Here is a 7,099-nt window from a genome sequence, read left to right as displayed (position 1 = left end):
AGGACGCCGTCCCAGTCCTCCTCAGGCCGCAGCCGGCTCCGCGGCATGGGCGTCGCGATCCGCCCGGGGCAGACGGCGTTAACGCGAATGCCGTGGGACGCGTAGTCGAGCGCCATGTTCTTGGTGAGCAGGTTGACCCCGCCTTTGGCGGCGTTGTACGGGGCGAGGTTCGGATCACCGAACAGCCCCGAGACCGACGACACGTTGACGATGCTCCCCCCGTGCTTGACCCGCACCATCTCCATCAGCGCGAAGCGCGAGACGAGAAAGACGCCGGTGAGGTCGATCCCGAGCACGCGGTCCCAGTCCTCGATCGCTACCGAGGTCACCGACGCCCCGCGCACGATGATCCCGGCGTTATTCACGAGGATGTCGAGACCGCCAAACGCGGCGACGGTGTCGGCGACCATTCGGGCGGCGTCCCCAGGCCGCGCGACGTCCCCTTGCACGAGCGCCGCGCGTCCCCCGATCGCTTCCACCCGGCGCACGGTCTCGTCGAGTTCCGACCGGCGGCGGCCCGACACCATGACATGAGCTCCCTCCCGGGCGAACAGCTCGGCGGTCGCACGCCCGATTCCCGTGCCACCCCCGGTGATCAGAGTCCGCTTACCGCCAAGCCGCATGCCTGCCCTCCCCCCTGGTCTGCGGGACCACGCGCGTCCGATAGCCGGGCCCGCCCGTCCTCACCTCATTCATCCGCGCCCTCGGGCGCTCCGAGTGGTTCCCGGACGACCACGGGCCCATCCGGGATCCTCTCCGATGCGAATCGGTGCTCTCGGGCGAAGAGTGCAAACGGCAACACCGTGGCGCCGAGCACGCTCGCCACGACGACGAGCGCCGCGGAGTACCCTCGCATATCCGCCACCCACCCCAGCGCGATCGGGCCGATGAGGAACCCAAGGTCCCCGATGGCACGATACAGTCCGAGCGCGGCGCCCATCCGTTCGGGCGGGCCGAGGTCGGCCATGTAGGCGGCGGGGGCCGGGCCACCGACACCGCTGCCGAACCCGAGGAGCACGGCACCCGCAAGCAGCCCTTGGTACGAGGACGCGCGAGACAATTGGACGAACGCGATCGCCATCAATGAGACGCCGGGCACGATCGCAAGTTTCCGACCGAAGCGGTCGGAGAGCGCCCCGGTCGGATACAGCACGGCCATGTTGATGACGGCGAGCAGGGACAGCAGGACTCCCACCTGCGTCGCGCTCGCCCCCACCTGGTTGTACGCGAACAGGGGGAGAATCGTCGACCGGCCGCCGGCGCGGGTGAAGAACACCGCAAAGGTCACGGCCCCGATCAACGCAAAGTCCGGCCACGGGAATGGTTTGGCACGGATGACCGAGACACCATCCGCAGGGACCGGCGTCCACGCCGGTGCCGTTTCCGGCACCCGGAAATACACCCAGACCAGGCAGAGGGTCGCCAGCACGCCGTACAGCGCGAACGGCGCCCGCACGCCCCAGTGGGCGGTGACGATCCCTCCGACGCTTGGACCGAGGCTGCTCCCGATCAGAAACGCCCCTGAAAACATGCTCAGCGCGCGGCCCCGGTGCACGGGCCCCCCGAGGTCGGCCATCGCCGCCATCGCGGCGGTCGTGAACAATCCGGATCCCGCGCCTTGCAGCACCCGCCACGCGATGAGCTGGGCGAAACTGGCCGCGCCCGCGGCCAGCAGCGCGGCGACCGCGACGACGACGGCGCTCGCGAGCAGCACCGGCCGGCGGCCAACGCGGTCGACGAGATACCCCGCGGGCACGTCCAGGATGAGCCGCCCGACGGCGTACGCGCTGACCAGCGATCCGACCATCGCCGCGCCGACGCCAAACGTCCGACCGAACAGCGGGAGGGCCGGAGCCATGATGGTCAAGCCCAGCGCCATGATGGTGACCGAGGCGCCCAAGGCCCAACCGGCCGCTTGCCCCACTACCGGCAGGGACGCAGCAGCCGGCCCTGCGGGGTGCCGGACCGCTCGCCGTTCTTCATGAGGATGTGCCCGCGAAGGCTCGACAACGGGGTGACGATGGTGCCGTTCTTGACGATCAGATCCACGGCCATGACGCCGCCCCTCCAGTCGCTCCCGTTCCCCCGCAGCTTTCTCTACCATGCGGCCGGGGGCCACTCCTGTCCTTCGGTGTCGAGTGCGGATTCAAATCATCGCCGCTCCCCCATCGACGACGAATGTCTGCCCGGTGATGAAGTCGCTACCGGCGGAGGCCAGGAACAGCATCGTCCCGACCAAGTCTCGCGGGGCCATCAGTCGCGGGATCGCTCTCGTGACGAGTGCCCCCTCGAAATACTCTCGCGGATTGAGCCTCGTGCTGGCCTCGTTGAACACGAGCCCGGGGGCGATGGCGTTGACGCAGATGTTATGCTGGCCAAGTTCCCGAGCCAGAGAACGGGTGAGGCCGATGACGGCGGCCTTGGAGGCCACGTAATGGGCCAGTCCGGGCGTCCCGGCATAGATGCTGGATGAAGACACGTTGATGATCTTCCCGTGTTGCTGCCGCTGCATATACGGCAGGACGGCTTTCGCGCACTGCCAGGATCCTTTCACGTTCACCGACATCACGGTGTCCCATTCGGCTTCGCTGATCCGATCAAATGGTTTTTTCGCCCCCAAGTCCGCGTATATGGCGGCGTTGTTCACCAAGACGTCGATCGACCCGAAGGTCTCGGCCGTCGTGTGAGCCAATCGCGTCGCATCGGGCTGCTTCGCGACGTCCGCCCACATGAAGATCGCTCGTCCATCCGGCTGCGAACTGACTTCGCGCGCCAGCGCTTCTCCTTCTTTCTGTAGAATGTCGGCGATCACGACCTGGGCTCCACTAGCGGCCAAGGCACGCACATACGTGGCACCGATGCCTCTGGCTCCCCCTGTCACAATCACGGCTCTACGGGCGACCTGCAATTGCGCTCACCTCCCCCCCCGGGTCAGATGGCGAATGGCCACGCCCGCCTTCTCCCGCACCGCCCGCAGTACCTCTGATGAGGCGATAGGGCCGCCTGGAGGGATGGCCGATATTGACACGGACACCGGCAAGTCTCATACCAAGGGTGAGGCCTCGCAGATCAACGCCGCGATGGGGGATGTTGCGTATGAGGCTGCAACTCGAGCGGCTCTCGTTACGGTACGGGGAGCAGTCGGCGCTGCATGAATTGACCGGCGCGTTGGAAGGCCAGATCATCGGTGTCCTGGGGGCCAACGCTTCGGGCAAGACCTCCCTGCTACAGATCCTAGCGGGCACGGCGGCTCCCACCGCGGGGCGCGTGCTGATTGACGGGATCGAAGTGCATCCTGGGAGAAGGCCGGGGATCTCGTACCTCCCTCAAGAGACCGGCTTCTTCCCATTCTGGCAGCGCCCGCGGGAAACGCTCTCGGGAGCGTTCCTCTTGAGGGGCATCCGGGGATACGATCCGGGAGAGTTGCTGGCCGGGCTGGGCCTCGAGGAGGAAGACCGGAGCGCCAATGAGTTCTCCGGCGGGATGAAACAGAAGTTGCGGATCGCGCAGGCCTTGGCCCACGCTCCGAGGTATCTGATCCTCGACGAACCGACGACGGGGCTGGACATCCGCGAGCGCTTCCGTCTTCTGCGCATTCTCGAGCGGCTGCGCGACCGCGTCAGCGTGATCTTCTCCACGCACCAGGCTGGGGATGCGGCGGCCATTTGCGATGAGCTGTTGATCCTTCACCGGGGGCGCGGGGTCGCCACCGGCAGCCCACGCACCATCCGGTCGGCCGCGGATGATCGAGTCTTCGAGCTCTCCGTGACCGCCCAGGGCCTTCCCGCGGAGCGTCAATATGAAGTGGTCCAGGCCGAGCGAGAGGACGAGACCCTGCGACTTCGCGTGGTGGGGGACCGGCCCGAGGGGGCGTCGAGCGCGCCGCCGCGTCTGGAGGACGCCTACGTCCTCTTGACCCGCGGGTCCTAGCCTCCCGCGCGTTCTGCCGCGGCGCCGGCGGCGCGCAGCGGGGGACCGTCGATGAGTACGGTATAATAGTGCGCGGTGATCTATCGCACGGTGGTCCGCCCGATCCTCTTCGGCATCGAACCTGAGGTGAGCCACGAGGCCGTGCTGGCGCTTCTCGGCGCGGCAGAGCCGGTCGTGTCGCGCCTCGGCCGGCCGGCGCGGGATCTCCGCCTGGAGACGACGGTCTGCGGCATCGCGTTTCCGTCGCCCGTCGGGCTCGCCGCCGGGTTCGACAAGGCGGCGAGGGCGTTGTGGGCGTGGCCGGCGCTCGGATTCGGGTTTGCCGAAATCGGCACGGTCACCGCGCAGCGCCAGCCCGGCAACCCGCGGCCCCGCGTATTCCGTCTTGTGGAGGATGAGGCGCTCATCAACCACCTGGGGTTCAACTCCCCAGGGGCCGATGCCGTCGCCACGCGACTCGCCGCGTTCCGGAGGCGCGCCTATCCGATCCCGCTCGGGGTCAACATCGGACGGAGCGCGGCGGCCAGCAACGAAGCGGCACCGGACGACTACGCCTACTCCCTGGACCGGCTCCATGCCTTTGGCGACTTCCTCATCGCCAACCTCTCCTCGCCCAACACCCCGGGACTGCTCAACCTCCAGATGCGGGGCGCGATCGTCCCCCTGCTCGACCGTCTGGCCGAGCGAAACCGCGCGCTCGGGGAAAAGCCGCTGTTCGTCAAGGTCGCCCCCGATCTCACCGACCTGGAACTCGAGGCAATCGTCTCCGCGCTCCCCGGACGGGCACACGGGCTCGTGGCGACGAATACCACGATTCGCCGGGACGCGCTGCGTAGCCCGGCCCGGGACGAAGCCGGCGGCGTGAGCGGCCGGCCGCTCTGCGATCTCAGTACCCGGGTGATCCGCGTCCTCTTCCGGCTCACCCGGGGTCACGTGCCGATCATCGGCGTGGGCGGCATCTTCACGGCCGAGGACGCGTACGCGAAGATCAAAGCCGGTGCCGCGCTCGTCGAGCTCTACACGGGGTTCGTCTACGGCGGCCCCGGCACACCGCGCCGGATCCGGCGCGGGCTGCACGATCTGCTGGACCGGGACGGGTTCACGAACGTCGCGCAGGCGGTGGGCGTGGAGGCCCGCTAGCGGACAGGGGAGGAGCGATGACGCACCAGCAGGCCGCTGGAACGATGACCCCGCCAGGCGCGTGGATCGGCCGCCCCATCAGGCGGCGCGAGGACCTGCGGTTCATTCAAGGACGCGCCAAATACGTCGACGACATCACGCTCCCCGCCATGGCGCATCTCGTGGTCGTGCGCAGTCCCCACGCGCACGCGCGTCTTGTGGCCATACGTGTCGATGAAGCCCGGCGCGCGCCCGGGGTCGTCGCCGTGGTGACCAGTCGGGATCTCGCGGGGCGGATCCATCCCATGCCGATCAACCCGATGCAGGGGGATCGTATCGCGGCGGTCCCCCATCCCGTGCTCGCCGCCGAAAAAGTCCGCTACGTCGGGGAGCCGGTGGCGGCCGTGCTGGCTGAGACGCGCGCGGCCGCGGTTGATGCGGCGGGCCTCGTGGAGGTAGACTACGATCCCCTTCCCGCCTTTGCCGACCCTCACCGGGCCCTCGGCGCGACGGTGCTGCTCCACGAAGGACTCGGCGAGAACGTGCTCGTCCGCATGACCCGGGGGACCGGAGATGTCGATGCGGCGTTTGGCACGGCGCACCGAATCGTGCGGGGACGGTTCCATATCCCACGCATCGTCGCCGCGCCGATGGAACCGCGGGGAGCCGTGGCCGCCTACGACCGCGACGCCGACCTGCTGACTCTGTGGTGCTCCGCGCAGGAGCCCTACCGGCCGCGCTCGCAGGCGAGTCGCGTTCTTGGCCGGCCGGAGGAGCGCATCCGCGCCGTGGTCCCGGACGTGGGCGGCGCATTCGGCAGCAAGGGAAACCTGGCGCCCGAGGCCGTGGTGGCGGCGTGGCTGGCGATCGAGCTCTCCAGGCCTGTCAAGTGGATCGAGGACCGCCGCGAGAACTTCACCTCGTCGAATCAGGCGCGCGGAGTCGATGCCGACGTGGAGATGGCCGTGGACGTGGACGGCAGGATCACCGCGCTGCGGGCGACCGCGATCGCGGATATCGGCGCCTATCTGTTCCCGACATCCGCGACGCCCTGTTCCCGAGTGGTAGACCTCCTCACAGGCGCGTACGATATCCCGGCAGCCAAGGTGGACCTGGTCGGGGTGGCGACCAACAAAGTTCCCACGGCACCGTACCGGGGCGCCGGGCGGCCTGAGGCGGCCTACCTCGTCGAGCGCATGATCGACCTCGTGGCCGCCGACCTGGGGCTCGACCCCGTCGCCGTTCGCCGACGCAACCTCATTGCCCATGACCGCTTCCCGTACAAGTCCGCGCTCGGGTCGGTGTACGACTCGGGCGATTACGCTCCCGCGTTGGAGCGGGCATGCGCGCGGGCCGAGTACGATCGGTGGCGGGAGGAGCAGCGGCGCGCCCGAGCCCAGGGCCGGCTCCTCGGCATCGGGGTGACCGTCTACGTCGAGCCCGCCGGCGGACAGTTGTGGGAGAGCGCGGCCGTCGTCGTCAAGCCCGATGGCCAGGTGATCGTGCGGACGGGGTCGACCGCGCACGGACAGGGACACGACACGACCTTTGCCCAGATCGCCGCGGAGACGCTGCAGCTCCCACTCGACGCGATCGCGGTCGAGCAGGGCGATTCCGCAGTATTGCCCAAGGGCGTCGGCACCTTCGGCAGCCGGTCCGTCGCGTGCGGCGGATCCGCCGTGCTCGGTGAGCTGGAGAAGATCAAAACAAAAATGCGGAAGATCGCCGCGCACCTCCTGGAAGCCGCCGAATCGGACATCCGGTGGGACGATGGCCGCCTCTACGTTCAGGGGGCGCCCGCGCGGGCGGTGACCTTTCGAGACGTCGCGGCCGCCGCGTACGGCGGCCGCCTTCCGGACGGGATGGAGCCGGGGCTCGAGACCTCGGGCACCTTCGCCCTCCCGGGACAGATCTACCCCTTCGGCGCGTACGTCGCCGTCGTGGAGGTCGAGCGCGAGACCGGAGAGGTCCGGATCCTCAAGTTCGTGGCCGTTGACGATGCGGGCCGCATCATCAACCCCCTCCTCGCGGAAGGCCAGGTCATCGGGGC

7 protein-coding genes are annotated in these 7,099 nt (G+C 68.8%); 3 read left to right on the top strand and 4 right to left on the bottom strand.

Going from position 1 to position 7,099, the window contains the following annotated elements; all coding sequences use genetic code 11:
* From VFP86_09115 to VFP86_09100, 4 genes are all read right to left on the bottom strand, one after another.
* Window positions 1-623 (bottom strand): SDR family oxidoreductase (locus tag VFP86_09115; GenBank protein ID HET8999790.1); only part of this gene is annotated, 623 nt, incomplete at its 3' end.
* Window positions 624-688: 65 nt separating this feature from the next.
* Window positions 689-1,900, bottom strand: a complete 1,212-nt coding sequence (locus VFP86_09110; protein ID HET8999789.1) for an MFS transporter — start codon at window positions 1,898-1,900, stop codon at window positions 689-691.
* A 23-nt stretch (window positions 1,901-1,923) separates the two neighbouring features.
* Window positions 1,924-2,055, bottom strand: coding sequence for a hypothetical protein (locus tag VFP86_09105; GenBank protein ID HET8999788.1), 132 nt, complete (start codon window positions 2,053-2,055; stop codon window positions 1,924-1,926).
* A 91-nt stretch (window positions 2,056-2,146) separates the two neighbouring features.
* Window positions 2,147-2,908 (bottom strand): glucose 1-dehydrogenase, encoded by a 762-nt coding sequence (locus VFP86_09100; protein HET8999787.1) that lies wholly within the window; start codon window positions 2,906-2,908, stop codon window positions 2,147-2,149.
* Between the two features lie 188 nt (window positions 2,909-3,096).
* On the opposite strand from VFP86_09100, the gene VFP86_09095 reads away from it, so the two are divergent.
* The 3 genes from VFP86_09095 to VFP86_09085 form a co-directional block, all read left to right on the top strand.
* Complete coding sequence (locus VFP86_09095) at window positions 3,097-3,930, top strand: ABC transporter ATP-binding protein (protein ID HET8999786.1); 834 nt, start codon at window positions 3,097-3,099, stop codon at window positions 3,928-3,930.
* Window positions 3,931-4,005: 75 nt separating this feature from the next.
* The gene (locus VFP86_09090) at window positions 4,006-5,070 is read left to right on the top strand and encodes a quinone-dependent dihydroorotate dehydrogenase (GenBank protein ID HET8999785.1); all 1,065 of its coding nucleotides are present in this window, start codon (window positions 4,006-4,008) and stop codon (window positions 5,068-5,070) included.
* Between the two features lie 17 nt (window positions 5,071-5,087).
* Window positions 5,088-7,099 (top strand): xanthine dehydrogenase family protein molybdopterin-binding subunit (locus tag VFP86_09085; GenBank protein ID HET8999784.1); only part of this gene is annotated, 2,012 nt, incomplete at its 3' end.

This window comes from bacterium, from assembly GCA_035703895.1.
Taxonomy (GTDB): Bacteria; Sysuimicrobiota; Sysuimicrobiia; order Sysuimicrobiales; family Segetimicrobiaceae; genus Segetimicrobium.
Note: the sequence above shows the minus strand (reverse complement) of the source record. Positions and strands in the feature narration are given on the sequence as shown.